The organism is Streptomyces sp. NPDC002032 (assembly GCF_042890765.1).
In the GTDB taxonomy this organism is placed as follows: Bacteria; Actinomycetota; Actinomycetes; order Streptomycetales; family Streptomycetaceae; genus Streptomyces.
The window spans coordinates 612,918-638,360 of sequence record NZ_JBIASM010000002.1 but is presented as its reverse complement, the minus strand read 5'-3'; the positions used below and the strand labels follow the sequence as shown (position 1 = coordinate 638,360).

Annotated in this window: 25 protein-coding genes and 2 riboswitches; of the genes, 14 read left to right on the top strand and 11 right to left on the bottom strand. The window is 71.5% G+C overall.

The window, feature by feature from the left end; genetic code table 11:
* Positions 1-27: 27 nt before the first annotated feature.
* From ACFYYT_RS07010 to ACFYYT_RS06970, 9 genes are all read right to left on the bottom strand, one after another.
* Positions 28-684 (bottom strand): trimeric intracellular cation channel family protein, encoded by a 657-nt coding sequence (locus ACFYYT_RS07010; RefSeq protein WP_351826419.1) that lies wholly within the window; start codon positions 682-684, stop codon positions 28-30.
* Positions 685-993: 309 nt separating this feature from the next.
* Positions 994-2,097 carry an ABC transporter ATP-binding protein gene (locus tag ACFYYT_RS07005; protein ID WP_385318932.1) on the bottom strand — a complete coding sequence of 368 codons (1,104 nt, stop codon included), beginning with the start codon at positions 2,095-2,097 and terminating at the stop codon, positions 994-996.
* A complete protein-coding gene (locus ACFYYT_RS07000) occupies positions 2,094-3,155 on the bottom strand; it encodes an ABC transporter ATP-binding protein (RefSeq protein WP_351826427.1) in 1,062 nt (353 codons plus the stop codon). The genes ACFYYT_RS07005 and ACFYYT_RS07000 overlap by 4 nt, the downstream gene beginning before the upstream one ends.
* Before the next feature lie 32 nt (positions 3,156-3,187).
* Entirely contained in the window at positions 3,188-4,189 is a 1,002-nt protein-coding gene (locus ACFYYT_RS06995) for an ABC transporter permease (protein ID WP_351826418.1), read from the bottom strand.
* A 169-nt stretch (positions 4,190-4,358) separates the two neighbouring features.
* Positions 4,359-6,065 carry an ABC transporter substrate-binding protein gene (locus ACFYYT_RS06990; RefSeq protein WP_351826426.1) on the bottom strand — a complete coding sequence of 569 codons (1,707 nt, stop codon included), beginning with the start codon at positions 6,063-6,065 and terminating at the stop codon, positions 4,359-4,361.
* 94 nt (positions 6,066-6,159) lie between these two features.
* Complete coding sequence (locus ACFYYT_RS06985) at positions 6,160-7,152, bottom strand: ABC transporter permease (RefSeq protein ID WP_351826417.1); 993 nt, start codon at positions 7,150-7,152, stop codon at positions 6,160-6,162.
* Positions 7,153-7,775: 623 nt separating this feature from the next.
* Positions 7,776-8,516, bottom strand: a complete 741-nt coding sequence (locus tag ACFYYT_RS06980) for an enhanced serine sensitivity protein SseB C-terminal domain-containing protein (protein ID WP_351826416.1) — start codon at positions 8,514-8,516, stop codon at positions 7,776-7,778.
* A gap of 56 nt (positions 8,517-8,572) precedes the next feature.
* Positions 8,573-9,307, bottom strand: a complete 735-nt coding sequence (locus tag ACFYYT_RS06975; RefSeq protein WP_351826415.1) for an enhanced serine sensitivity protein SseB — start codon at positions 9,305-9,307, stop codon at positions 8,573-8,575.
* A gap of 66 nt (positions 9,308-9,373) precedes the next feature.
* Complete coding sequence (locus ACFYYT_RS06970; RefSeq protein ID WP_388607150.1) at positions 9,374-10,075, bottom strand: AAA family ATPase; 702 nt, start codon at positions 10,073-10,075, stop codon at positions 9,374-9,376.
* 171 nt (positions 10,076-10,246) lie between these two features.
* Positions 10,247-10,350, top strand: a riboswitch (glycine riboswitch).
* Positions 10,351-10,534: 184 nt separating this feature from the next.
* Here ACFYYT_RS06970 and gcvT point away from each other — a divergent pair.
* The 7 genes from gcvT (at position 10,535) to ACFYYT_RS06935 (ending at position 18,259) form a co-directional block, all read left to right on the top strand.
* Positions 10,535-11,650 carry a glycine cleavage system aminomethyltransferase GcvT gene (gene gcvT / locus ACFYYT_RS06965; RefSeq protein ID WP_351826413.1) on the top strand — a complete coding sequence of 372 codons (1,116 nt, stop codon included), beginning with the start codon at positions 10,535-10,537 and terminating at the stop codon, positions 11,648-11,650.
* Positions 11,651-11,765: 115 nt separating this feature from the next.
* The gene (gene gcvH / locus ACFYYT_RS06960) at positions 11,766-12,149 is read left to right on the top strand and encodes a glycine cleavage system protein GcvH (protein WP_351826412.1); all 384 of its coding nucleotides are present in this window, start codon (positions 11,766-11,768) and stop codon (positions 12,147-12,149) included.
* A gap of 17 nt (positions 12,150-12,166) precedes the next feature.
* The gene (gene glyA / locus ACFYYT_RS06955; RefSeq protein WP_351826411.1) at positions 12,167-13,423 is read left to right on the top strand and encodes a serine hydroxymethyltransferase; all 1,257 of its coding nucleotides are present in this window, start codon (positions 12,167-12,169) and stop codon (positions 13,421-13,423) included.
* 167 nt (positions 13,424-13,590) lie between these two features.
* The gene (locus ACFYYT_RS06950; protein WP_351826410.1) at positions 13,591-15,246 is read left to right on the top strand and encodes an APC family permease; all 1,656 of its coding nucleotides are present in this window, start codon (positions 13,591-13,593) and stop codon (positions 15,244-15,246) included.
* Between the two features lie 130 nt (positions 15,247-15,376).
* Complete coding sequence (locus ACFYYT_RS06945) at positions 15,377-16,759, top strand: L-serine ammonia-lyase (RefSeq protein WP_351826409.1); 1,383 nt, start codon at positions 15,377-15,379, stop codon at positions 16,757-16,759.
* Between the two features lie 476 nt (positions 16,760-17,235).
* On the top strand, positions 17,236-17,643 hold the full coding sequence (locus tag ACFYYT_RS06940; protein ID WP_351826408.1) for an SsgA family sporulation/cell division regulator: 408 nt from the start codon (positions 17,236-17,238) through the stop codon (positions 17,641-17,643).
* A gap of 76 nt (positions 17,644-17,719) precedes the next feature.
* The gene (locus ACFYYT_RS06935) at positions 17,720-18,259 is read left to right on the top strand and encodes a hypothetical protein (protein WP_351826407.1); all 540 of its coding nucleotides are present in this window, start codon (positions 17,720-17,722) and stop codon (positions 18,257-18,259) included.
* A 60-nt stretch (positions 18,260-18,319) separates the two neighbouring features.
* Here the strand turns inward: ACFYYT_RS06935 and ACFYYT_RS06930 are convergent, their stop codons facing one another.
* Positions 18,320-19,054, bottom strand: coding sequence for a flavodoxin family protein (locus tag ACFYYT_RS06930; protein ID WP_385318947.1), 735 nt, complete (start codon positions 19,052-19,054; stop codon positions 18,320-18,322).
* A 275-nt stretch (positions 19,055-19,329) separates the two neighbouring features.
* A riboswitch (cobalamin riboswitch) is annotated at positions 19,330-19,523 on the top strand.
* A gap of 27 nt (positions 19,524-19,550) precedes the next feature.
* Here ACFYYT_RS06930 and ACFYYT_RS06925 point away from each other — a divergent pair.
* The 5 genes from ACFYYT_RS06925 to ACFYYT_RS06905 all read left to right on the top strand — a co-directional run bounded on the left by ACFYYT_RS06925 (position 19,551) and on the right by ACFYYT_RS06905 (position 22,868).
* Positions 19,551-20,264, top strand: a complete 714-nt coding sequence (locus ACFYYT_RS06925) for an energy-coupling factor ABC transporter permease (RefSeq protein WP_351826406.1) — start codon at positions 19,551-19,553, stop codon at positions 20,262-20,264.
* A 5-nt stretch (positions 20,265-20,269) separates the two neighbouring features.
* Positions 20,270-20,638: an energy-coupling factor ABC transporter substrate-binding protein gene (locus tag ACFYYT_RS06920; RefSeq protein WP_351826424.1), complete on the top strand. Its 369-nt coding sequence runs from the start codon at positions 20,270-20,272 to the stop codon at positions 20,636-20,638.
* A 3-nt stretch (positions 20,639-20,641) separates the two neighbouring features.
* Positions 20,642-21,391, top strand: a complete 750-nt coding sequence (gene cbiQ, locus ACFYYT_RS06915) for a cobalt ECF transporter T component CbiQ (RefSeq protein WP_351826405.1) — start codon at positions 20,642-20,644, stop codon at positions 21,389-21,391.
* Positions 21,388-22,227, top strand: a complete 840-nt coding sequence (locus tag ACFYYT_RS06910) for an ATP-binding cassette domain-containing protein (protein ID WP_351826404.1) — start codon at positions 21,388-21,390, stop codon at positions 22,225-22,227. Before cbiQ ends, ACFYYT_RS06910 begins: the two co-directional genes overlap by 4 nt.
* A gap of 89 nt (positions 22,228-22,316) precedes the next feature.
* A complete protein-coding gene (locus ACFYYT_RS06905; protein WP_351826403.1) occupies positions 22,317-22,868 on the top strand; it encodes a PadR family transcriptional regulator in 552 nt (183 codons plus the stop codon).
* Between the two features lie 47 nt (positions 22,869-22,915).
* Here the strand turns inward: ACFYYT_RS06905 and ACFYYT_RS06900 are convergent, their stop codons facing one another.
* Positions 22,916-23,128 carry an EF-hand domain-containing protein gene (locus tag ACFYYT_RS06900; RefSeq protein ID WP_351826402.1) on the bottom strand — a complete coding sequence of 71 codons (213 nt, stop codon included), beginning with the start codon at positions 23,126-23,128 and terminating at the stop codon, positions 22,916-22,918.
* A gap of 256 nt (positions 23,129-23,384) precedes the next feature.
* On the opposite strand from ACFYYT_RS06900, the gene ACFYYT_RS06895 reads away from it, so the two are divergent.
* Together ACFYYT_RS06895 and ACFYYT_RS06890 are read left to right on the top strand one after the other, a co-directional pair.
* Positions 23,385-24,149 (top strand): tRNA-dependent cyclodipeptide synthase, encoded by a 765-nt coding sequence (locus ACFYYT_RS06895; RefSeq protein ID WP_351826401.1) that lies wholly within the window; start codon positions 23,385-23,387, stop codon positions 24,147-24,149.
* Entirely contained in the window at positions 24,130-25,371 is a 1,242-nt protein-coding gene (locus ACFYYT_RS06890) for a cytochrome P450 (RefSeq protein WP_351826400.1), read from the top strand. Before ACFYYT_RS06895 ends, ACFYYT_RS06890 begins: the two co-directional genes overlap by 20 nt.
* Positions 25,372-25,443 lie beyond the last annotated feature (72 nt).

Genomic DNA, 25,443 nt, shown 5'->3' with positions numbered 1-25,443 from the left:
CGCTAAGCTACTGAGCGGTAGCTTTTACTAGGGCTCTTCGGCCACGGCGGACCGGCGGTTCCAGGCCAGGGGGGCCCGCCAGTGGTAGCGCATCGCGAGCAGGCGCAGCACGAAGGTGGTGACGATGGCGACGCCGGTCGTCACGGCGTTGAGCACGCCGAGCCCGATGAACACGGCCACCATCGAGGCGCCGGCCATCGCCGGGACGGCGTACATCTCGCGGTCGCGCAGCAGCGAGGGCACCTCGTTGACGAGGACGTCGCGCAGCACGCCGCCGCCGACGGCCGTGGCCAGGCCGAGCGCGGCGGACGCGGTCAGGCCCAGGCCGTACTCGTAGGCCTTGGTCGTGCCGGTGACGCAGAACAGGGCGAGGCCGGCGGCGTCGAAGACGTTGATCGCCCGGTTGATCCGCTGCACCTCGGGGTGCAGGAAGAAGACCAGCGCGGCGGCCACCAGGGGCGTGACGAAGAAGCTGAGCTCGCCGAAGGCGGCGGGCGGCACGGCGCCGATCACCAGGTCGCGGAAGAGGCCGCCGCCGAGGGCGGTGACGAGGGCGAGGACGGCGATGCCGAACACGTCGAAGTTCTTGCGTACGGCGAGCAGGGCGCCGGCCGTGGCGAAGACGAAGATGCCCGCGAGGTCCAGGGCGTGCTGGACGTCGGGCGGGAAGAGATCGTGGAGCACCCCGACATTGTCGCCCGCCGCCGGGGGTGGCTCCGCCGGCCGGCTCCGCCGGCCGCACGGTACGGCGGAGCCGGGCCCGGCGCGCGACAGCCCCTCGGGCCGCAGCCCGGCAGGACGGACCGGCGGGGCCGGCCCCCCGGGGACTCCGCCCCGGACCCCCGCGCCTCGAACGCCGGCGAGGCTGGATTGCGCCCCCGGCGGGATCACCCGCCGGCCGGGCTGGATCTTGGCCTCCGGGCCGGGTCGGGGGGTGGTGGGGCGGCCGCTACTCCGGCCCACCACCCCCCGCGTCACTGCGCCCGGCCGGGGCTACGGCGCGACCGCGTCCACCGCGTCCGCCGCGCCCGGCAGCGCCGGGTCGCCCGGCGCCTGGTCGGGGGCGTTCTCCGGGTGGTGGCACGCCACCTGGTGCCCGGTCTTCAGGGCCACCAGCGGCGGGTCCACCTTCGTGCACATCTCCGTCGCCTTCCAGCACCGCGTGTGGAAGCGGCAGCCGGCCGGCGGGGAGATCGGCGAGGGCACGTCGCCCTTCAGCAGGATGCGGCCGCTCTTCGCGCCGCGCCGCCTCGGGTCCGGTACCGGCACCGCCGACATCAGGGCCGTCGTGTACGGATGCATCGGGGCCCCGTACAGCGACGTGCGGTCGGCCAGCTCCACGATCTTGCCGAGGTACATCACCGCGATGCGGTCCGAGACGTGCCGGATGACCGACAGGTCGTGCGCGATGATCACGTACGTCAGGCCGAGCTCCTCCTGGAGGTCGTCCAGCAGGTTCACCACCTGCGCCTGGATCGACACGTCCAGCGCCGACACCGGCTCGTCCGCGACGACCAGCTTCGGCTTGAGGGCGAGCGCCCGCGCGATGCCGATGCGCTGGCGCTGGCCGCCCGAGAACTCGTGCGGGTAGCGGTTGAAGTGCTCGGGGTTCAGCCCGACCAGCGACAGCAGCCGCTGCACCTCCGCCTTCACACCGCCCTCGGGGGTGACCTTCTGGAGCCGGAACGGCGCCCCGACGATCGTGCCGACGGTGTGCCTCGGGTTCAGCGAGCCGTACGGGTCCTGGAAGATCATCTGCACGTCGCGGCGCAGCGGGCGCATGCCGGACACGCCCAGGTGCGTGATGTCCCTGCCCTCGAACTCGATCTTCCCGCCGGTCGGTTCGAGCAGCCGGGTGATGAGCCGGCCCATCGTGGACTTGCCGCAACCGGACTCGCCGACGATGCCGAGGGTCTCGCCCCGCCGGACCTCGAAGTCGATGCCGTCCACGGCCTTGACGGCCCCGGCCTGGCGGCGCAGCAGCCCCTTGCTGAGGGGGAAGTGCTTGACCAGCCCGGTCACCTTCAGCAGCGCGTCCCCGTGGTCCGCCTCAGGTGTCTCGGGCGTCTCGGGCGTCTCGGTCACGGTCTCGCTCACAGCTTCGGCGCAATCTCTTCGGTCCAGATCCGGGTCCGCTCCTCCTGCGACATGTGGCAGGCGGACCAGTGCAGGCTCTCGTCCTGGGTCAGCTCGGGACGCAGGGTCCGGGTGATGCCGCCCTTGGGGATGTCCGCGTAGGGGCACCGCGGGTTGAACGCGCAGCCGCTCGGGATGTTGATGAGGCTGGGCGGCGAGCCCTTGACCGGGATCAGCCGCTCGGTCTGGTCGCGGTCGATGCGCGGCATGGAGCCCAGCAGGCCCCAGGTGTAGGGGTGCCGGGGGCCGTAGAAGACCTTCTCGGCGGTGCCGCGCTCGACGCACCGGCCGCCGTACATCACGAGGATGTCGTCGGCCATCTCGGCGACCACGCCGAGGTCGTGCGTGATCATGATGACCGCGGACCCGAACTCCTTCTGGAGGTCCCGGATCAGGTCGAGGATCTGCGCCTGGACGGTGACGTCCAGAGCCGTGGTCGGCTCGTCCGCGATGAGCAGCTCCGGGTTGTTGACCAGCGCCATCGCGATCATCGCGCGCTGGCGCATGCCGCCGGAGAACTCGTGCGGGTAGGCGTCCACCCGCTGGTGCGGCTCCGGGATGCCGACGCGGTCGAGCATCTCGATCGCGCGGATGCGGGCCTTCTTCTTGTCGACGTCGTGGTGCGTCCGGTACGCCTCGACGATCTGCTTGCCCACCGAGTAGTACGGGTGCATCGCGGACAGCGGGTCCTGGAAGACCATCGCCATCTTGCGTCCGCGCAGGCGCCGTACGCGGTCGGCGTCGGCCGCGACCAGGTCCTCGCCGTCGAGCACCACCTCGCCCGAGATGTGCGGGCGGCTGCGCGCGTTGCCGGTGCGGTGCAGGCCCATGATCGCCAGCGAGGTGACCGACTTGCCGGAGCCCGACTCGCCCACGATGCCGAGGGTCTTGCCGCGCTGCAGGTCGAAGGAGAGGCCGTCGACGGACTTGACCAGGCCGTCGTCGGTCGGGAAGTGGACCCGCAGGTCGCGCACCGAGAGGAAGGCAGCCCCGTCGGCCGGGCCTGCCTGCTCGGGCACGAAGGCGGGCGCGCCGTTGTTCTGGTTCTCGGTCACGTCAGCCTCACGCGCGGGTCGATGACGACGTACAGCAGGTCCACGATCAGGTTGGCCATCACCACGAAGAGCGCGGCGAGCAGGGTGACTCCCATGATCACGGGGAGGTCGCCCTGGCTGATGGCGGCGACGGCCGCCGTCCCCAGGCCCTGGAAGTTGAACGTGGTCTCGGTGAGCACCGCACCTCCGAGGAGGCCGCCGAGGTCCAGGCCGAACATGGTGACGATCGGGGTGAGGGTGGAGCGCAGGGCGTGCTTGCGGATGACCACGCCCTCCTTGAGTCCCTTGGCCCGGGCCGTGCGGATGTAGTCCTCGCCGAGGACCTCCAGCATGGTCGCCCGGGTGATGCGCGCGTAGGTCGCGGCGAAGAGGAAGGCGAGGGTGATCCAGGGCAGCAGCAGGCTGTTGAGCCAGGCCAGTGGATCCTCGGTCAGGGGTTTGTAGTTGGAGACGTTCAGCCAGCCGAGGCTGTAGACGAAGATCGCCGGGGCGACCATGCCGGTGAAGAAGATCGGCAGGGAGACGCCGGCGAGCGCGCCGACCATCACCGTCCGGTCGATGGCGGTCCTGCGTTTGAGCGCGGAGACGACGCCGGTGGCCACGCCCGCGAGCACCCAGATGACCGCCGCGCCGAGGGCGAGCGAGAGGGTGACGGGGATGCGGTCCATCATGGTCTGCCAGACGGGCGCCTCGGTCTTGAAGGAGTAACCGAAGCACGGGGCGGCGCAGTGGGTGACGCCCGTGCCGCCGTCGTAGTCGCGGCCGGCGAAGATTCCCTTGACGAAGAGCAGGTACTGCTCGGAGATCGGCTTGTCGAAGCCCATCTTGACGCGGATGCCCGCCAGGGCGGTCTCGTTGGTCTCGCGTCCGGCGTACATGAGCGCGGGATCGCTGCCGGTCAGCTTCGGGACCGCGAAGAAGATGCCGAAGGTGACCACGGAGACCACCAGCAGCGTGGCGGCGACGTTGAACAGCCGCCGTATGAGGTAGACGAGCACTGCAGTCGGCCGCCCGGCGCGGGTGGCCGCCGCCCCTCGTGGGGACGGCGGCCACCGCCTGCGGCCTTCACCTGCCCTTCGGACTAGCGCATGTGCGGTGAAGGCACTTGCCTGTGGTGTTACGTGGTACGTGGTGCGTGGGGCTCGGGCCGGGAGCCGGCCGGGGCCGCTACTGCTTGATGCCCACGGTGGCGAGGTCGATCTTGCCGAAGGACTCGTTGAAGTAGACGTTCGTCAGGCGCGGGTTGTGGTAGACGAGCGCCTTGTCGAAGTTGATCGGCAGGTAGAGCGCCTTCTCCATGACCTTCTTGTTGATCTGCGTGTAGAAGGGCGCTGCCTCTTCCGGAGACTTGGCGGCGGCCGTCTTGAACAGGCCGTTGATCTCCGTGTCGTTGATCATCGTGTAGTTGTTGTTGCCGTTCGGCAGGATGAACGAGCCGTCGACCAGGGGCTGGAGGAAGCCCGAGCCGGAGTTGTAGTCGGCACCCCAGCCCATGACGATGATGCCGTAGCCCTTCTTCTTCACGTTCTCGGGCGAACCGATCACGGAGGAGTTGAGCTTGCCGTCGTACTGGTCGATGGTCGCCTTGATGCCGACCTTCGCGAGCGAGGCCTGGAGGGACTCGGCCGTCTTCACCTCGGGCGCCTTGTTGTTGCGCACCGCGATGGTGGTCTCGAAGCCGCCCTCCTTGCCGCAGGCCTTGAGGGCCTCCTTGGCCTTGGCCTCCTGCGGCTTGCCCTTCGTCAGACCGAACGGGTCGTAGCCCTTGTCCGAGCCGGGGACGCCGGGCGGCAGCATGTTCGCGCCGAGGTCACCGCTGGTCGGGCCGCCGCGGGCGGTCTGGAGGGACTTCGGGTCGGCCGCGTAGATGACGGCCTTGCGGCACTCGATGTTGTCGAACGGCGCGACCGTGGTCGGGAAGGCGAAGTAGCGGATGTAGCCCGTGAACGGGTTGTCCGCGTTCTTCTTGAGGTTCGTGTCCTTGAGGATCTTGTTCTTGGCGGCCTGCTGCACACCGGTGCCGTCGATGGCGAGGTCGATGTCGCCGGAGAGCAGGCGCTGGTCCATGTCGTCCGGGTTGGTGGTCACCGTGAAGGAGACCTTGTCCGGCAGGCCCTTGCGGATCGGGTCCGTCTTCGGGTCCCAGTTCTCGTTGCGGACGAAGGTCGCGCCCTTGCCGGCGGTGAAGCTCTCCACCTTGTAAGGGCCGGTCGAGATCGGCTTGTTGGTGTAGGTGGCCCCCGTGTCCTTGCCCACCGGGACGGGCGAGGAGGTCGGCATGGCCAGCAGGTAGCTGAAGTCGGCGTTGGGGCTCGCCAGGTTGAAGACGATCGTCTTGTCGTCCGGCGTCTGGACGGACTTCAGGCCCATCTTGTCCGGGTCGGTGTCCTTGTACGGGCCGGGGTACTTCTGGCCCTGGTCGAGGACGTCGATCAGGTAGGTCGGGCCGCCGGACAGCACGTCCTGCGCGAAGACGCGCTCGATGCCGTACTTGACGTCCTTCGAGGTGATCGGCGTGCCGTCCTCGAACTTCACACCGTCCTTGAGCTTCACGGTGTAGGTCTTGCCGTCGTTGGTGACGACCGGCAGGGCCTCGGCGAGGTCCGGGACCGCCTTGGTGCCGTCCTTGCCCGGCTTCGCGTCGTAGGCGAGCAGGCTGCGGACGTACAGGCGCTGGATGTCCCAGACGAAGCCGTAGTAGGCGCGGGCCGGGTCGAGGTAGTCGACGTCCTGCGGGGACCAGAGCTTGAGCTCGCCGCCCTTGGCGTCGGAGGCGTTGATGACGCCATCGGCGGCGCCGCTGTAGCCCTTGGCGCTGTCGGCGTCCTTGTTGCCGTCCTTGGTGCCTCCGTCGCCCCCGCACGCGGCGGTCATCGACAGGGCGGCGATCACGGCGGCGATCGCCAGGGCCTGCTTTCTGCGGATCACGGTTGTCCAACCTCCATAGGTGGTGAAGCGAAGAAGCGGTTCAGCTGCCCTTGGGGTCGAGTGCGTCACGCAGCCCGTCCCCGAAGAGGTTGAACGCCAGGACGGTGATGAAGATCGTCATACCGGGGACCACCATGTACATGGGGTCGTCCTGGTAGATGGGGACGGCGTCGGAGAGCATCTTTCCCCAGGAAGAGGTGGGCGGCTTGACGCCGGCGCCCAGGAAGCTGAGGGCCGCTTCCGTCAGGATGTTGGTCGGGATGATCAGCGTGGCGTAGACCAGGATCGGCGCGACCAGGTTCGGCAGCAGCTCCTTGACGAGGATGTAGCCGCGGCCGGCGCCGAGGCTGCGCGCCGCCTCGACGTACTCGCGTTCCCGCAGGGAGATCGTCTGGCCGCGGACGATGCGTCCGATGTACGGCCAGCCGAAGAAGCCGATGACGAGGATGAGCACGCCCATCCGCACGCCCGAACCCTCGAAGCCCCAGACGGAGTTGGGGACCACGGAGACCAGGGCGATGGTGAACAGCAGCTGCGGGAAGGCCAGCAGCAGGTCCATGAGGCGGCTGATGACGCCGTCGACCCAGCCACCGATGAAGCCGGCGAGGGCGCCCAGGAAGCTGCCGAGGACCACCGAGACGAAGGCGGCCAGGAAGGCGACGATCAGGGAGATGCGGGCGCCGAAGACGATGCGGCTGAACACGTCGCGCCCGTTGGTCGGTTCGACGCCCAGCAGGAAGTCGGAGCTGATGCCGCCGAAGGAGCCGACCGGCGTACCCAGGTCCGGGTCGATCATGTCCTCGTGGAACTCGTTGGGATCGTGTCCCAGCAGGCTCACGATCAGCGGCGCGAAGACCGCCACCAGGATCAGGAGGATCACGACCACACCGCCCGTCAGCGCGATCTTGTCGCGCTTGAGCCGCATCCAGGCGATGCGGCCGGGCGAGCGGCCTTCGATGGCCTTGGCAGGGACGTCGGCTACGGACACGGGTGCGGGCGTTTCCGCGCTCGTGTCGTGCAGTGGTGCCGTCATCGTGGTGGGGACCCCTCTCGGCCGACGGGTGGCCGGCCCATGCCCGCCGCTGTGGCGGCGTTGGTGCGGAGTGGCGCTCGGAGTGCTCGGGACACCCGGAACGCGTGCGAAGTGCGGTGGAGGTGCGGTGCGGAGCGGAATGCGGTGCAGCCGAGGTACGGAAGTGCGGGAGGTGCGGGAGGTGCGGGAAATGCGGTGGTGCCGTGTGGAACAACAAGCGAAGACCACGTGCCGAACCGTGCCCTGGAAGGACTGACCGGCTCTTGGGTGGGGAGTCTTCATCGGGCGCTCGACCAGCCGCCAGACCCGCAGATGAATGGATGCGCAAACGTGATCTGAGCCTTGAGTTCCCGTTATCCGGACTCCGCTCACGGCTCAGCGGAGCAAGACCGTCCGTTCGGTACGCAAACGGACATGACGCCCAACTCGCAAGAGGGGTGCGCCTATTGGACGCCCATCATGGGTGATATCCGGACAAGCGGAAGGCCGCCGGGAACCGTGGTTCCCGACGGCCCGTGGTCCGTCGCGGGGGCCCGTCCCAGGTCGCGGGCACAGCCGGACAACTCCCTGTAGGCGGGTCGGTACTCGGCCCGTGCGGGCCTGCGGGGAGGCGTGCCGGATCCCTAATAGGCCGCGGCCTGGCCTTCCCGGTCGTAGAACGGACGGGTCTGGGCGCGCAGCCACATCGCCACCGGGTCGTGCTCGTCCGCCAGCGCGACCGTGCAGACCGGCACCCCTTCGGGCACCGCGCCGACCGACTGGCGCATCATCTCCCGTACGGACTCCAGTGCGGGCGCGGAGGCGTCGTACAGGTCGAGCCCCACCGCCAGGTACGCCGACCCGAGCGCGGGCTGCACCCAGGCGCGGCGCAGCGAGCGGACGGCCGGCGTGCGGTGCGCGTGCTGGGTGAGCAGTCCGTAGAACTGCGGGAGCTCCAGGGCCGGCTCGGACAGCCGCAGCGGGCCCGCGGGCATCCGGTCCAGGCCGGTGGCGACGCGGCGCAGGTCGGCCCAGGGAACGCCGAGGCCGCCGCCCTGCGCGTGCGGGTTGACCCACAGGCCCCACCGGTCGGGGTAGAGGGCGCGGGCGATGTCCCGGCCGGTGACCACCTCGTAGCCGCGGTTCCAGCCGCTGGCGGCCAGCTCCTGCGGCGAGGTCACGCAGGGCGCGTACCCCAGGCCCTCGACCTCCATGCCGCCGTACTGGGCGTCCGGCGAGCCGGGCTGCCCCTGCCACAGCAGCATCCACAGCCGGCCCTCGGCGAGGGCGTGCAGGAATGACTCGTAGCCCTCATAGCGCCCGGGAGTCACCTGGCGCAGCATGTGCTCGACCTGCCCGGCCGCGGCCGTGCCTGACGCACTCACCCGGTACCCCTCTTCGTCCGCCCGTCGTCCACCCGTACCCACCAGCTTAAGCGGCGCTAGGGAAGGTAGAAGGGGCGTACGCGCTCACGAATCCAGTCCGTGACCGGGTCCTCGGCCGCGTCCAGCAGGATCAACTGCACCGGCCAGGGCGCCGGTACGCGGGCCAGGGCGCGTCCGAGGGCCGCCAGCGGGGCGTCCCGGGTCACGGGATCCCATCCCACCAGCCGGACACCGACGAAGAGCTGGGGCGGCCCGGCCTCGACGCTGGCGAGGCAGCGGTGCGCGGCGGCGACCACGCCGGTGGCGCGGAACTCCTCGGCGGCGGCGGCGAGGAAGTCGACCGGGTCCTCCTGCCAGTCGGGCTCGAAGAGCCGGACGCGGCCGCCGCCGGCGGGACCGTCGAGCGCGGTCCGCCCGGTACGGCACAGCTGCGCGACGGCCGCCGGGGGCAGCGGTACGCCGACGGCGCCCTCGGGGTTCACGGCGATGCCCAGCTGCGGGGGCAGGCCGCGGGCGAACTCGACGGCGGGGGCGACGGCGAAGTCCATGGCGGGCCCGGCGCAGAAGCGGAACTGGGCTTCCGAGCTGTAGACGGGGACGTACGCCTCCCCGCCGATCTGCATCGTGGGGAGGTCCAGGGCGGCGTGCCCGGGGCTGCCGCCGTGGGGCAGCGGGACCCACACCTGGCTGCGGCCGAGCGCCTCCAGGATGCGCGGCCCGGCGTCCGCGGCGCCCAGGGCCGCCCCGAGGACCTGTTCCAACTCGTTCGCCGGCCAGCCGCTGCCCTGCATGTACGCCCTCCGTAAGGCTCCGCCCCGATGTCGCCCCGAGGCTACCGCCCGCCGCGCGGCCGCCGGTCAGCGGTGGAAGGCGATCCGGGTCACGGCGGCGGCCGAGCGGCGGTCGAGCAGGACGGCGGAGGCGCAGCCGGCCGGGAGGCGGCCCGCCTCGGCCTCGCGCAGCAGCCGGCCCACCGCGCCCCGGTGCCGGGCGAAGGCGTACGCCGAGACGCGGCGGCCCCGCGCGGCCTGGCCGGACGCGGCCTCCTCGGCGGTGGTGTCCAGCAGCAGCAGGTGCAGCGAGCGGCCCCGCCGGCGGGCGGTGGCGGCGAGCAGGGCGCGCACCCACACCTGGGTGCCGCAGTCGTGGACCACCAGGGAGGACCCGGAGCGCAGCCGCCGCCAGAGCCCCCAGTAATGGGCGGCGCGCACCAGCGGCCGGTACACCGCGTACGGCAGGGCCCCCGGCATCCGCCGCTCCCAGCGTTCGCGGGCGTCCTGGGAGTCGATGCCGTCCTCGGCCGCGCGCTTGATCAGGGTGCTCTTGCCGCCGCCGGGCAGCCCGGAGACCACCACGATGTCCCCGTCCGCGAAACCGAGCCGCCGCGGGCCGGGGGCGGCGGCGCCGCGCAGGTCGCGCACCGGGCCGGCGGTCCGCCGCCGGGGGCCGCGCTGTGCGCTGTGCTGTGCGCCGTGCTGGGTGCCGTGCTGGGGCGGGACCCCGTCGGCCCACGCCTGGGGCCCCGTCGTCGTCAGCGCTCCGAATCTCCGCACAGTGATCGTCTCCCCCCGATGCCGGGCCGCCGGGACCCGATGCCCACTGAGTGTAAAGAGACGGTAATCCCGGGGTCCCGGTTCCGGTCCGTCCGTTCTGCGGGGCCCCACTGCCCGTTCCCGAGCGGCCCGTGCAATGATGTGCGCCATCTGGACACCAACTGCATACCGGCCGCTTGAATCCGCGCGGGAGAGTCCCGGCACGCCGCGAGGCCGTGCCCGGGCGCCGAAGGAGCAAGTACCTCCCTTGAATCTCTCAGGCCCCGTACCGCGTGGATGAGGCAGATCTGAAAAGCGAGCCGCGCGCGTCCGTCCCCGACGGCCGCCGCGCGCTCCACCCAAGGTGCAAGCCCAGGGCGTCCCGTCCTTCACACGGGGAACTCTCGGCGAACCTCTCAGGTTCCGATGACAGATGGGGAGGATCGTCCTCGTCATGTCATGCCCTGGGACCCGGGAGCCACACCCATGAGCACTGCCCCCCGCCTGACCGCGCTCGACGCGCTGCACCGCCAGCTCGGTGCGACCATGACCGACTTCGCGGGCTGGGACATGCCGCTGCGCTACGCCAGTGAGCGCGACGAGCACAACGCCGTGCGCACCAAGGCCGGCCTCTTCGACCTGTCCCACATGGGCGAGATCACGCTGACCGGCCCCGAGGCCGTCAAGGTGCTGGACTACGCGCTGGTCGGCAACATCTCCACCGTCGGCGTCGGCCGCGCCCGCTACACGCACATCTGTCAGGAGGACGGCGGGATCCTGGACGACCTGATCGTCTACCGCCTGGGCGAGACCGAGTACATGGTCGTCGCCAACGCCTCCAACGCCCAGGTCGTGCTGGACGCGATCACCGAGCGCGCCGCCGGCTTCGACGCCGAGGTGCGCGACGACCGCGACGCCTACGCGCTGATCGCCGTGCAGGGCCCCGAGTCCCCCGGCATCCTGAAGTCGCTGACCGACGCCGACCTGGACGGCCTGAAGTACTACGCGGGCCTCCCGGGCACCGTCGCGGGCGTGCCCGCCCTGATCGCGCGCACCGGTTACACCGGCGAGGACGGCTTCGAGCTGTTCGTCTCCCCGGAGCACGCCGTGGAGCTGTGGCAGGCGCTGACGAAGGCGGGCGAGGGCGCCGGCCTGGTGCCCGCCGGCCTGTCCTGCCGCGACACGCTGCGCCTTGAGGCGGGCATGCCGCTGTACGGGCACGAGCTGACCACCTCGCTCACCCCCTTCGACGCGGGGCTGGGCCGGGTCGTGAAGTTCGAGAAGGAGGGGGACTTCGTCGGCCGCGCCGCGCTGGAGGCCGCCGCCGAGCGCGCCGCGACGAACCCGCCCCGCAAGCTGGTCGGTCTGATCGCCGAGGGCCGCCGCGTCCCGCGCGCCGGGTTCCCGGTGGTCGCCGACGGCCGGGTGATCGGCGAGGTCACCTCCGGCGCCCCGTCCCCGACCCTGGGCAAGCCGATCGCCATGGCGTACGTCGACGCGGCGCACGCCGCGCCCGGCACCTCCGGCGTCGGCGTGGACATTCGCGGTACGCATGAGGCGTACGAGGTCGTGGCGCTGCCGTTCTACAAGCGGCAGAAGTAGTCACCACCGCCGTGGGGCCGGCCGGCCGTACGGCGGTGTCCGGGCCCCGTGCGCCCGTCCCGGTACGCGAGACCACTGTTCACATCCACTCCCCCGCATCCAGGAGAATCAGGTCATGAGCAACCCCCAGCAGCTGCGTTACACCAAGGAGCACGAGTGGCTGTCGGACGCCGTGGACGGCGTCGCGACGGTCGGCATCACGGAGTTCGCGGCCAACGCGCTCGGTGACGTCGTCTACGCCCAGCTCCCCGCGGTCGGCGACACCGTCACCGAGGGCGAGACCTGTGGCGAGCTGGAGTCGACCAAGTCCGTCAGCGACCTGTACTCCCCCGTCTCCGGTGAGGTCGTCGAGGCCAACCAGGACGTCGTGGACGACCCGGCGCTCGTGAACTCGGCTCCGTTCGAGGGTGGCTGGCTGTTCAAGGTGCGCCTGTCGCAGGAGCCGAAGGACGTGCTCTCCGCCGACGAGTACGCCGCGCTCACCCACTCCGACAACTGATACCCCAGGGGATCTTGATGTCCGTACTGAACACCCCTCTCCACGAGCTCGACCCGGACGTCGCCGCCGCCGTCGACGCCGAACTCGTGCGCCAGCAGTCGACCCTGGAAATGATCGCGTCGGAGAACTTCGCTCCGGTCGCCGTCATGGAGGCCCAGGGCTCGGTCCTGACCAACAAGTACGCCGAGGGCTACCCCGGCCGCCGCTACTACGGCGGCTGCGAGCACGTCGACGTGATCGAGCAGATCGCGATCGACCGCATCAAGGCGCTGTTCGGCGCCGAGGCGGCGAACGTCCAGCCGCACTCCGGTGCGCAGGCCAACGCCGCCGCGATGTTCGCGCTGCTGAAGCCGGGCGACACGATCATGGGCCTGAACCTGGCCCACGGCGGTCACCTGACCCACGGCATGAAGATCAACTTCTCCGGCAAGCTCTACAACGTGGTCCCGTACCACGTCGACGAGTCGGGCCAGGTCGACATGGCCGAGGTCGAGCGCCTCGCCAAGGAGTCCAAGCCGCAGCTGATCGTCGCCGGCTGGTCCGCCTACCCGCGCCAGCTGGACTTCGCCGCCTTCCGCCGCATCGCGGACGAGGTCGGCGCGTACCTGATGGTCGACATGGCGCACTTCGCCGGCCTGGTGGCCGCGGGCCTGCACCCGAACCCGGTGCCGCACGCCCACGTCGTCACCACCACCACGCACAAGACCCTCGGCGGTCCGCGCGGCGGTGTCATCCTGTCGACGCAGGAGCTGGCCAAGAAGATCAACTCCGCCGTCTTCCCGGGCCAGCAGGGCGGCCCGCTGGAGCACGTGATCGCCGCCAAGGCCGTGTCCTTCAAGGTCGCCGCCTCGGAGGAGTTCAAGGAGCGCCAGGTCCGCACCCTGGAGGGCGCGAAGCTCATCGCCGAGCGCCTGGTCCAGCCGGACGTCACCGAGGCCGGGGTCTCCGTCCTGTCGGGCGGCACCGACGTGCACCTGGTCCTGGTGGACCTGCGCAACTCCGAGCTGGACGGCCAGCAGGCCGAGGACCGCCTCCACTCGATCGGCATCACGGTCAACCGGAACGCGATCCCGAACGACCCGCGTCCGCCGATGGTCACCTCCGGCCTGCGCATCGGCACGCCGGCGCTCGCCACCCGGGGCTTCGGCGCCGAGGAGTTCGCCGAGGTCGCGGAGATCATCGCCGCCGCCCTGAAGCCCGACTTCGACGCGGCGGACCTCACGGCGCGCGTCTCCGCGCTCGCCGCGCAGTTCCCGCTGTACCCCTCGCTGTAACGGCGAGGGGGAGGGCCCGGCCGTGTTTTCCACAGGGCCGGGCCCTTTTCATGACCCGTTTCGTGACCAATGTCCTCGGTGGATGTCACCTATCGCCCCTGAAACACTCAAAAAACGGCAAATAGGCTGCACATAAAGGAATCCCCTCCAGGACGGACACCCACCCCATGGACATGAGCGCGGCGCACAGGAAGGGCCTCAGTCTCTTCGCGCTGATCATGATCGGCATCGGTTCGATCTTCGGGTCCGGCTGGCTCTTCGGCGCGGGCACGGCCGCGCAGGTCGCGGGTCCCGCGGCGCTCGCCGCCTGGGTCATCGGCGCGGTGTTCATCGGCATGATCGCCATGTCCTACGCGGAGGTGGGCGCGGCCTACCCGATCCCCGGCGGCATGGCCCGCTACGGCGCCCTCTCGCACGGGCCGGTGCTCGGCTTCATCACCGGCTGGGCGGTCTGGATCGCGGTCGCCTCGCTGATCCCGATCGAGTCCATCGCCGCGACGCAGTACATGTCCTCCTGGAGCTTCGGCTGGGCCCGGGACCTGGTCGACGCGCGGTCCCACCAGCTGACCGCCTCCGGCATGGCGGTGGCGCTCGGCCTGACCTTCCTGCTCTGGCTGTCCTGCTACTGGTCGGTCCAGCTGCTCGCGAAGATCAACGCCGCCCTCACCCTCGTCAAGTTCGCCATCCCGGTGCTGGCCGTGGCCGCCCTGATCGCCTCCGGATTCCACACCGAGAACTTCACCGCCCACGGCGGCTTCGCCCCGAACGGCTGGACGGCCGTCCTGACCGCCGTGACCACCTCGGGCGTGGTCTTCGCCTTCAACGGGTTCCAGGCCGTCGTCAACCTCGGCGGCGCCGCCAGGAACCCCGGCCGGGCCATCCCGATCGCCCTGGTAGGCGCGCTCTCCCTGGGCCTGGTGATCTACCTCGCCCTCCAGGCGGCCTTCCTGGGCTCCGTACCGCCGGAGCACCTGGCGCAGGCCGGCGGCTGGTCGGGCGTGAACTTCAACAGCCCCTTCGCCGAGCTCGCCAAGCTGCTGATGATCCACTGGGTCGTGGTGCTGCTCCAGTTCGGCGCCTTCATCTCCCCCGCCGGCTCCAACATCGCCAACGTGGCCTCCGCCGCGTACATGGTGCAGAACCTCTCCGAGACGGGCTTCTTCCCCAAGCGGCTCAAGGAGACCCACCCCGTCTACGGCACCGCCCGCCCGGCGATGTGGACGAACCTCGGCTTCTCCGTCCTGCTCCTGGTCACCGTCGGCCACAGCTGGAAGACCCTGGCCCCGATCATCTCGGCCGCGATGGTGATCTCGTACCTGATCGGCCCGGTCGCGGTCGGCGTCTTCCGCCGCACCAAGCCGGGCCTGCCCCGCCCCTTCCGGCTGCCCGCCGCGAAGCTCCTGTGCCCCCTGACCTTCGTCTTCGCCGCCTGCGCCCTGTACTGGTCGAAGTGGCCCAACACCGGCATCGTCACCGCCCTGACCCTGCTGGCCGCCCCGGTCGCCGCGCTGGTCCTGTTCCGCAAGGGCGTGAAGGACCTGGGCCGCCAGTTCGCCCCCGCCTGGTGGATCGTCTTCTTCCTGGGGGCCCTGTCCCTGCTGTCCCACCTCGGCTCCACCGACTTCGGCGGCCGCGGCGTGCTCCCCGGGGGCGCCGACATCGCCCTGGTGGCCGCCATGGCGCTCGTTACGTACTTCTGGGCCGTACGGGCCGGCGTCCGGGCCCACCACGCGGGCCTGCCCGGCCCGGACCCGGTCCTGGACGGCTCCGAAGGCCCTGACAACGGCTCCACGGCACCGGAGCGCGAGCTGACCCACGTCTGACCGACCCGTCCGGGAGCCGAACCGTTCACCTGTACGCGTTACGCTCGACTGCCGGACAAAATCCGCAGATCAACCCCTGATCACCACCCCTGCCCCCTCCCCACCCACGAGCAGACAAGGGAGTCCGCCAGTGGCCATCTCCGTCTTCGACCTCTTCTCCATCGGTATCGGCCCGTCCTCCTCCCACACGGTCGGCCCGATGCGGGCGGCGCGCATGTTCGTGATGCGGCTGAAGAAGGACGGTGTCCTCGCCCAGACCGCGTCCGTGCGCGCCGAGCTCTTCGGCTCGCTCGGCGCGACCGGCCACGGCCACGGCACCCCCAAGGCCGTCCTGCTCGGCCTGGAGGGGCACTCCCCCCGCACGGTGAACGTGGAGACCGCCGACGCCGAGGTGGAGCGCATCCGCCGGAGCGGCCGCCTGCGCCTGCTGGGCGCGGAGATAGGCGAGGTCCACGAGATCGCCTTCGACGAGCCGAACCAGCTGATCCTGCACCGCCGCCGCTCGCTGCCGTACCACGCGAACGGCATGACGCTCTTCGCCTACGACGAGTCCGGCACCCCGCTGCTGGAGAAGACCTACTACTCGGTCGGCGGCGGCTTCGTCGTGGACGAGGACGCGGTCGGCGAGGACCGGATCAAGCTCGACGACACCGTGCTGAAGTACCCCTTCCGCTCGGGCGACGAGATGCTGCGCCTCGCCAATGAGACCGGCCTGTCGATCTCCTCCCTGATGCTGGAGAACGAGAAGGCCTGGCGCACCGAGGAGGAGATCCGCGAGGGCCTCCTGGAGATCTGGCGGGTCATGCAGGCCTGCGTCTCGCGGGGCATGTCCCGCGAGGGCATCCTCCCCGGCGGGCTGCGGGTCAAGCGCCGGGCCGCGGGGACCGCCCGCCAGCTGCGCGCCGAGGGCGACCCGCAGGCGCACGCCATGGAGTGGGCGACGCTGTACGCGATGGCCGTGAACGAGGAGAACGCGGCGGGCGGCCGGGTCGTCACCGCGCCCACCAACGGCGCCGCGGGCATCATCCCGGCGGTCCTGCACTACTACATGAACTTCGTGCCGGGCGCGGACGAGGACGGTGTGGTCCGCTTCCTCCTCTCGGCGGGCGCGATCGGCATGCTCTTCAAGGAGAACGCCTCGATCTCGGGCGCCGAGGTCGGCTGCCAGGGCGAGGTCGGCTCGGCCTGCTCGATGGCGGCAGGCGCCCTCGCCGAGGTGCTGGGCGGCACCCCCGAGCAGGTGGAGAACGCGGCCGAGATCGGCATGGAGCACAACCTCGGCCTGACCTGCGACCCGGTCGGCGGCCTCGTCCAGATCCCCTGCATCGAGCGCAACGGCATGGCCGCGGTGAAGGCCGTCACGGCCGCCAAGATGGCGATGCGCGGCGACGGCAGCCACAAGGTCTCCCTCGACAAGGTCATCAAGACCATGAAGGAGACCGGCGCCGACATGAAGGTCAAGTACAAGGAGACCGCGCGCGGCGGTCTCGCGGTCAACGTCATCGAGTGCTGACCCCCGCTCCGGCCGCTTTGCTCCCGAGTGGGCGAACTCCTCACCGGTTCGATGTTTGAACCGAGTTGATCACGCTTGCGAGGGAACAAGGCGGTCTGGGCACTCGCCGAGATCCTGGGCAGCGGAGCCGGCGGCAGCAACCTCGGCAACTCCTCCATCGCGCGGCCTGCCGCCGCAGGCCCCCCCGAGCCCGCTCTCCCCCCGAGGGCGGGCTCGTCCGCGTCCCGGCTACGATCGGGCACGCGGACGCACCGCATCCGGCGCCAAGTGCGGCTTTACCGTGGACCGTTGAGGGGTGCGAGCCGCCCGTCGCGGCTGCGGGCCGGGCTCGCCGGGACCGCGCGAGGGTCCCGGAATCGGGCCGAGCGGCCCGCCCGGCTCGGGACCTTCGGCCCCGGGGAGTGCCGGATGCGTCGGCTAGCGTGCCCGAAGGGGGGCACGTGAAGGCCCACCGCGCGAAGAGAGGCAGAGCCACCATGGCCACCACCGAACACCGCGTCCTGCCGTTGCGGCTGGAGGCCGCACCGCTGTCCGTCCCCCTGACCGGCGCCTTCGTCTACCGCACGGACCGGCCGTACGAGCTGGCCGTCGACTTCCGCGGCGCCGGGACGCACCTCGCCCGCTGGGTCTTCTCGCGGGAGCTGCTCCTGGACGGGCAGACCTGCGGCACGGGCGAGGGCGACATACAGGTGTGGCCGCTGCGCCGGGGCACCGAACCGCGCGTGTTCCTCGCCTTCAGCAACGGCGCGCAGAGCTGTGTGGTCTCCGCCCGCGCCAAGGACGTGCGGGAGCTGTGCCGGCGGATGACCGAGCTGGTCCCGCGCGGGCAGGAGCGCCGCCACTACGACCTGGACGCGGAGCTGAGCGCGCTGCTGGCGCACTGAGGGAACCGCCCGGCCCCCCGCGGTGTCCTTCCCGGTGACAGGCCAGTCCCCGTCTCACGAGAATCGGGGGGACGTCATGCGTCACCCGTACCGCACGCGCCGCCGCCGGACCGTGGCCCTGGCCACGGGCGTCCTGCTCACCGCCGGGCTCGCGCTCTGCGCGCCCGCCTCGGCCGCCGCCGCCTCCGGCCCGGCCGCCACCCCATCGGCCCGCTCCCAGACCCCGCTCGTCGTGAACGCCCGCTGGGGCGGTCACTGCACGTACGACCGGATCGTCATCGACCTCCAGGGCGCCGCCCCGCCGGTCACCGTCACTCCCGTCTCCCAGCTGGTCTACGACGGGTCCGGCAAGCCCGTCCCGCTGCCCGGGACGTACTTCCTGGAGATCCGCCTGCACCCCGCCGCCGGGCACGACGACGCGGGCCAGAACGTCTACCAGGGCCCCAAGCTCCAGAAGATCCAGCTCAGCAAGCTCAAGGGCCTCGCCCTGACGGGCGACTACGAGGGGTACGTGACCTTCGGCGCCGCCTTCGACACCCAGCCGGTCTTCACCACCAGCGTCCTGCACTCACCCGAGCGGTACGTGGTGGACGTCGCGCACCCCGCCACCTGCTGAACCGGGACGGCGGCCGCTCCGCGCCCCTGGCGGCCCGGAGCGGCCCGGAGCGGCCCCGCCCTAGCGGTGTTCGGGGTTGGGGAAGTCGAAACGGCAGCCCGCGTCCCACAGGGAGCGCTGGTTGCCGTGCGCGGGGAAGCCGCCGGCGCGCTTGAGGAGCGCGGCCAGGTGCATCAGGTTCCAGGACATGAAGGTCGTGTTGCGGTTGGTGAAGTCGTTCTCCGGACCGCCCGACCCCGGGTCCAGGTACGAGGGACCGGGCCCGGCCTCGCCGATCCAGCCCGCGTCGGCCTGCGGCGGGATCGCGTAGCCGAGGTGCTGGAGGCTGTAGAGGACGTTCATCGCGCAGTGCTTGACGCCGTCCTCGTTGCCGGTGATCAGCGCTCCGCCGACCCGTCCGTAGTAGGCGTACTGGCCCCGGTCGTTCAGCAGCGAGGAGCAGGCGTAGAGCCGCTCGATGACCTGCTTCATCACGGAGCTGTTGTCCCCGAGCCAGATCGGGCCGCAGAGCACGAGGATGTCGGCGTCCATGATCTGGCTGTAGAGGACCGGCCACTGGTCGCTCTCCCAGCCGTGTTCGGTCATGTCGGGCCAGACGCCGGTGGCGATGTCGTGGTCGACGGCCCGGATCAGTGAGGTCCGGGCTCCGGCCGCCTCCATGACGGCGCGGCTCCTGGCGATCAGGCCCTCGGTGTTGCTGGTCTCGGGCGAGCGTTTGAGGGTGCAGTTGACGTAGACGGCGGAGAGGTCCGGGTAGGCGAAGGACCCGGCGGGCGCGGAGGAGTCGGCTGGCACGCCTCCCAGCCTCGCCCGGGGTCGCGGGGGGCGCCAGCGGGGCGCGCCCGTCCGGGCCACGGCCCCGGAGGCAGAGCTCCTCGCGGCCGGGAGCGGAACGGTGTGGCCGGCTGGGACAGCCGGCCGTCGGGGGGCACAGGTGGGCGGAACTCCCTTTTCGGGCGGGATGGTTGGAGCGGATCGTGGCGCCGGAAACACAGCGGGTGACCATCAAGCGGAATGCGGCGGCCCGCCCGGCGGGGCCGGGGCGGGTTGTTACCGGTCCGTGCGGGCGACTAGGGTCAGCGGGCCTTGGTGTTCGGGAAACCGGTGCAAAACCGGTGCGGCCCTCGCCACTGTGATCGGGAAGTCCGGCTCCACTCCTGCGGGAAGCCACTGGGCCCGCGCGGGAGACCGCAGGGGCCCGGGAAGGCGGAGACAGGGCATCAACCCGTGAGCCAGGAGACCGGCCGGGGCGCGTCGTCCATCCACGAGGTGCTGGAGAGGTCTCCCAACCATGCATATAGCCGAGGGGTTCCTGCCCCCCTTGCACGCGGCCGCCTGGGGCGTCGCGTCCGCCCCGTTCGTCGTCCACGGTGTCCGCGCCCTCACCCGCGAGGTGAAGGCCAACCCGGAGAGCACCCTGCTGCTCGGCGCGTCCGGCGCGTTCACCTTCGTGCTGTCCGCGCTCAAGATTCCCTCGGTGACGGGCAGTTGCTCGCACCCGACCGGGACCGGACTCGGGGCCATCCTGTTCCGGCCGCCGATCATGGCGGTGCTGGGCACGATCACCCTGCTCTTCCAGGCCCTGCTGCTCGCGCACGGCGGGCTCACCACGCTCGGCGCGAACGTGTTCTCGATGGCCATCGCCGGCCCCTGGGCCGGCTACGCCGCGTACCGGCTGCTGCGCAAGTGCGGCGCGCCGCTGATGGTGACCGTCTTCGCCGGGGCGTTCGTCGCCGACCTCGTCACCTACTGCGTGACCTCCGTCCAGCTGGCGCTCGCCTTCCCCGACCCGGCCAGTGGGTTCCCGGGCGCGCTGGAGAAGTTCGCGGGCATCTTCGCCCTGACCCAGATCCCGCTCGCGGTGAGCGAGGGGCTGCTGACCGTCCTCGTGATGCGGCTGCTGATGCAGTCCAGCAAGTCCGACCTGGTCCGGCTCGGGGTCGCCAAGCTGACCGGCACCGGCGCGGCGCAGCAGGCCGCGACGCGGCAGGGGGCGGCGCTCTGATGGCGATGACCCGGAACGCGAAGATCAACACCCTGCTGCTGCTCGTGGTGGCGGCGCTGGCCGTGCTCCCGCTCGCGCTGGGGCTCGGCGACGGCAAGAAGGAGCCCTTCGCGGGCGCGGACGCGCAGGCGGAGTCGGCCATCACGGAACTGAAGCCGGACTACGAGCCCTGGTTCTCCCCGCTCTACGAACCCCCCTCGGGGGAGGTCGAGTCGGCGCTGTTCGCCCTCCAGGCGGCGCTCGGCGCGGGCGTGCTCGCGTACTACTTCGGGGTCCGCAAGGGCCGCCGTCAGGGCCTGGCCCAGGCGGCCGCTTCGGCCCCCTCGGCGGATTCGGCCCCCGCGCCGGTCGTGGCCCCCGCGCCGGAGGCCTAGCCGGTGCTGCCGATCGACGTGGCGGCCCACGGCAGCCGCTGGCGGGGCCGGCACCCCCTGGAGAAGGCCCTCCTCGGACTCGGGCTGACGGTCACCGCCGTGTGCCTGCCGCCCTGGCCCGGCGGCCCACTGGTCGCGGCCGCCACCCTCGCCGTGCTGCTGGGCCCGGCCGGGGTGGCGGGCCGGCGGCTGTGGCGGGCCTTCCGGGTGCCGCTGGGCTTCTGCGTGACCGGGGCGCTGCCGCTGCTGGTCTCGCTGGGCGGCCCGGACGGCTTGTTCGCCCTCGCCCCGGACGGGCCCCGGCAGGCGGCGGAACTCCTGCTGCGCACCTCGGCGGCCTCCCTCGGCGTGCTGCTGTTCGCCTTCACCACCCCGGTCTCGGACGTGCTGCCCCGGCTGGTGCGGGCCGGGGTGCCCGCCCCGGTGGTGGACGTGGCCCTGGTCATGTACCGGATCGGCTTCCTGCTGCTGGACTCCATGGCGCAGGTGCGCCGGGCCCAGGCGGCCCGGCTCGGGCAGACGAGCCGGGCGGCGGTGTGGCGTTCGCTGGCCGGGCTCGCGGCGACCACCTTCGTCCGGGCCTTCGACCGCGCCGCCCGGCTCCAGGAGGGGCTGGCCGGGCGCGGCTACGACGGCGCGCTGCGGGTCCTCGTACCGCAGGCGTCGCTGTCCTGGCGGTTCCTCGCCGCCTCCGCCGCCCTGCTGACCGCCCTGGTCGCGGGGACCCTCGTACTGAAGGAGCTGTACCTGTGACCGTGGTGGTGGAACTGTCCGGCGCGGGCTACGCCTACGAGGACGGCCCGGCCGTGCTGTCCGGCGTGGACTTCGGGATCGAGGGGGGCCGGGCGCTGGTCCTGCTCGGCCGCAACGGCAGCGGCAAGACCACGCTGATGCGGCTGCTCAGCGGGGGCCTGCGGCCCGCGCCCGGCACGTTGCGCCTGGACGGCGCCGAGGTGGCGTACGACCGGGCGGGGCTGACCCGGCTGCGGACCTCGGTGCAGCTGGTGGTGCAGGACCCGGACGACCAGCTCTTCGCGGCCTCCGTCGAACAGGACGTGTCCTTCGGGCCGATGAACCTGGGGCTGCCGCTGCCGGAGGTCCGCGAGCGGGTCGGGGCCGCCCTCGCCGCCCTGGACATCACCGCGCTGCGGGACCGGCCCACGCACCTCCTGTCGTACGGGCAGCGCAAGCGGGCGGCCATCGCGGGCGCGGTGGCGATGGCCCCGCGGGTGCTGATCCTGGACGAGCCGACGGCCGGGCTGGACCCGGACGGGCAGGAGCGGCTGCTGGACGTGCTGGCGGGCCTGCGCGCGGCGGGCACCACGGTGGTGATGGCCACCCACGACGTGGACCTCGCGGTGCGCTGGGCCGACGACGCGGCGGTGCTGACCCCGGCGGGCATCCGGACCGGTCCGGCCGGGGAGCTGCTGGCCGACCCGGAGCTGCTGGCCTCGGCGGGCCTGCGTCAGGCCTGGTCCCCGGCGGTGACCGCCCTGCTGCGCGCCCGCGGGCTGCTGGCCGCCGGGGCTCCGGGGCCCCGCGTCCCGGAGGAACTGGCCGCCTGGCGCACGGGCGCGCCCGCGAAGTAGCGCCGGGCGCCCGGCGGCCAGGCGCCCGGCGGAGGAGCGGCGGCTTACGGGCGGCGGCGTACGGCCCGCCGCAAACCTAGGATGGCCGCATGTCGCTGCCGCACGCCATCCTCACCGCCCTGCTGGAGAAGCCCTCGTCGGGGCTGGAACTGACCCGGCGCTTCGACAGGTCGATCGGGTACTTCTGGTCGGCGACGCACCAGCAGATCTACCGGGAGCTCGGGCGGCTGGAGGAGGCCGGGCTGATCCGGGCGCTGCCCAGCGAGGGGCCCGTGCGCGGTCAGAAGAAGGAGTACGAGGTGCTGCCCGAGGGCAGCGCGGAGCTGGCCCGGTGGGTGGACGAGAGCCAGGACCCCAAGCCGATGCGCGACGCCCTGCTGCTGCGGCTGCGCGCGGCGGGCGTGGTGGGGCTCCAGGGGCTGGGGCCGGAGCTGCGGCGCCATCTGGCGCTGCACCGGGAGCAGCTGGCGAAGTACGAGGCCATCGAGGCCCGGGACTTCCCGCCGGACCGGGACGCCGTGGAGGACCGGCTGCGCCGGCTGGTCCTGCGCGGCGGGATCGCCCTGGAGGGCTTCTGGCTGAGCTGGCTCGCGGAGGCCATCGAGGAGGTCGAGGACACGGCGGGCGCCCCCGGGAACTGAACGCGCCCCCGCACCGGAGGCCGGTACGGGGGCGGGGGCGCGGGGCTTCAGCGGTTCAGAGCGGCCCAGAACTCGTCGAAGCTCAGCAGGCCGTCGCCGTTGGCGTCCTTGGAGGCGACCACGGCGTCCGCGACCGAGGCGGTGACGAACGCGTCACCCATCGCCTTCATGGCCGCGCTGTACTCGTCGGCCGTGATGAAGCCGTCACCGTTCACGTCGAACTTGTTGAACGTCGCCCGTGCGCTCTCGATGTCCGCCACTGGGTCCACCCCTTCTTGGTGCTTGTTGACCGGCTCAGGGTAGCGCCACCTGCGGCGGGTCCCGTCCGCGGGTCCCGTTCGGGCGGCAGAAAGAAATTCAATTACCCTTCCGTAACGCGGAAGCGATAATTCCAGCCAACAAATAAGCCTTCCACTTGTCACGCTCCGGCATCACCGCATAACGTACAGACATTGCCGCCACACCAGGAGCGCAGGGCTCCCAGGGACAAGCGGCAACAAGGGCGATCACACACAGGTGACGATCACAGCTGACGCATCATTCGAAGTTCTGCCCTTCACCCGCACCTGCCGTCATATCTGGGAAGATGGCGACCATGTGCTCATCGGAGTGAGTCCCGGCAACAGCTACTTCAGCTCCGAGCGCATATCCAGCCTCACCCGCTGGGCCACGACCCGATTCGCCCAGGTCGACTTCGTCTACGCGGACCTCCACGTGGACCGGATGTTCGCCGCTTTCGGCTACACCCGGGAACACGCGGAGAAGCGTGCGGCGAAGGAGATCAAGGCGGTCCGCAGAAGGATTCTCAAAGGCGTCGAGGAATCAGGGCCTCAGCATGCCGAGATCCGGGTGAGGGCACTTTCCGAGTTCCAGTCGAACCCCGTGTACCAACTTCTGCACCGACGCGTACTCCATTTCCTGGAGACGGACGACGTATTCCGGAAGGGCTGCGAGGAGATGGCCCTCCACTTTGTCGGCTCGAAGTTGCCGGAAGGTGAATCCATCACGGACGCGCAGTTGCAGGTCTGTTTCGATTACATGGCAGCGGAGCTGCCGTTCTTCGTGGACACCCCGAGCATTCTGGACGTGCCGTCCTCGGTGGCGGCCTACCACGTCAAGATGCCGATGACCGATGTCCTCTTCGCCCGGGGCGGCGGCCTGCGCGCGACCCGCAACCAGGCGTACGCCGTCGTACGCCCCGAAGCCGCCGCGCCCGCCGCGCCCGCCGCACATGGCACCGCACCCACCGAAAGGACCGCCGATGAGCGTCGAGCAGCTTGAGGGCACGCGGGACCGGGAGCGCCCGCTCCTCGACTTCCCCCTCTCCCGGCGCGGTGACGTGCTCCCCGAGGAGTGCGCGTGGCTGCGCGAGAAGGCCCCGGTCGCCCGGGTCCGCACGCTGACCGGGGACCAGGCCTGGCTGGTCAGCAGCTACGCGCTGGCCAAGCAGGTGCTGGAGGACGAGCGGTTCAGCCTCAAGGACACCGCGAACGCCGGGGTGCCCCGCCAGTACGCGCTGACGATCCCGCCCGAGGTCGTCAACAACATGGGGAACATCCAGAGCGCCGGGCTGCGCGACGCGGTCATGAAGGCGCTCAACCCGCGCCGGGCGGGCCTGCGGGAAGAGCTGCGCACGATGGCGGGCGAGCTGATCGACGCCCTCGTCGCCGAGGGCGGGCCGGCGGATCTCCGGGCGGGGTTCGCCGACCCCTTCTCGGCGTTCCTGCACTGCCAGGTCCTCGGGGTGCCCTTCGCCGACTGGCGGCGGCTGATGTCGGGGCTGGACGTCGCGTTCATGACCGCCCGCGAGCCCTTCGCCGACTCCGCGCTCAACTGGTACAAGGACGTCGGTCACTTCGCCGACGCGCTGCGGGCCCAGCTCGCGCTGCCCGCCGAGGAGCGTACGGGGCTCCTCGGCCGGTTCGCCGGGCTGCGGGAGGCCGATCCCGAGTCCTCGCACCTGACGGACGAGATGTTCGCGACCGTCGCCGTCTCCCTCTTCGGGGCCGGCGCGGTCTCCACGTCCGCGTTCCTGGTCCTCGCGGTCCTCGCCCTGCTCCAGCGCCCGGAGCTGATCGGGTACCTGCGCGCCCACCCGGAGCGGATGGGCCGGGCGGTGGACGAACTGCTGCGCTGGAACCTGTCCGTGGGCGACGGCCTGCCGCGGATCGCGCTGGCCGACGTCCAGGTGGGGGACGTCCTGGTGAAGCAGGGTGAGCTGGTGCTGGTCCTGCTGGAGGGGGCCAACTTCGATCCAGACGCCTTCGAGCGGCCCGACGAGCTGGACCTGGAGCGCGAGCCCTCCCACCCCCACCTCGCCTTCGGCGCCGGCCGGCACTTCTGCCCGGCCTCCGCGCTGGGCCGGGCGCACGCCGAGATCGCGCTGGAGGTGCTGGTCGAGCGGCTGCCCGAGCTGAGGCTGGCCGTCCCCGCGGAGAACCTCGTCTGGCGGACGGGGTTCATCAAGCGGCTGCCCGAGCGGCTGCCGGTGGCCTGGGTCTAGCCGGCCCACCGGGCCCGGCGCCCCGAACCCGGTGTCCCGGGAGCTGTGCGAGCTCCCGGGGCACCGCCGCCC